This is a genomic window from Mesorhizobium sp. LNHC252B00 (assembly GCF_000502955.1).
Taxonomy (GTDB): Bacteria; Pseudomonadota; Alphaproteobacteria; order Rhizobiales; family Rhizobiaceae; genus Mesorhizobium.
The window spans coordinates 1-235 of record NZ_AYWO01000186.1; the positions used below are offsets into that span (position 1 = coordinate 1).

Consider the following 235-nt stretch of genomic DNA (forward strand, 5'->3'; position numbering starts at 1 on the left):
TTCCTTGACTTCGAGGATGAGCGGGTAACGCTATCCGGCCAGCATGAGGACGTTCTCGTCGTGCGTGCGGACGGGAACGTCGAACGTATCGACACGATGGATCTGGGTCTGCCGGTTGGCCTGGAGAATGACATCTCGAAGTTCATTGCCACGCGCGACATTGTGTTCGGGAGCGGCGACGTGATCGTGCTGCACACGGACGGAGTGACCGAGGCGGAAGACCAAGACAGAAAAT

The 235-nt window shown here is 58.3% G+C and carries 1 protein-coding gene; it reads left to right on the top strand.

The annotated features are described in order from the left end of the window. On the top strand, positions 1-235 hold a 235-nt coding region (locus tag X744_RS01000000170800), incomplete at both ends, for a SpoIIE family protein phosphatase (protein WP_032908326.1).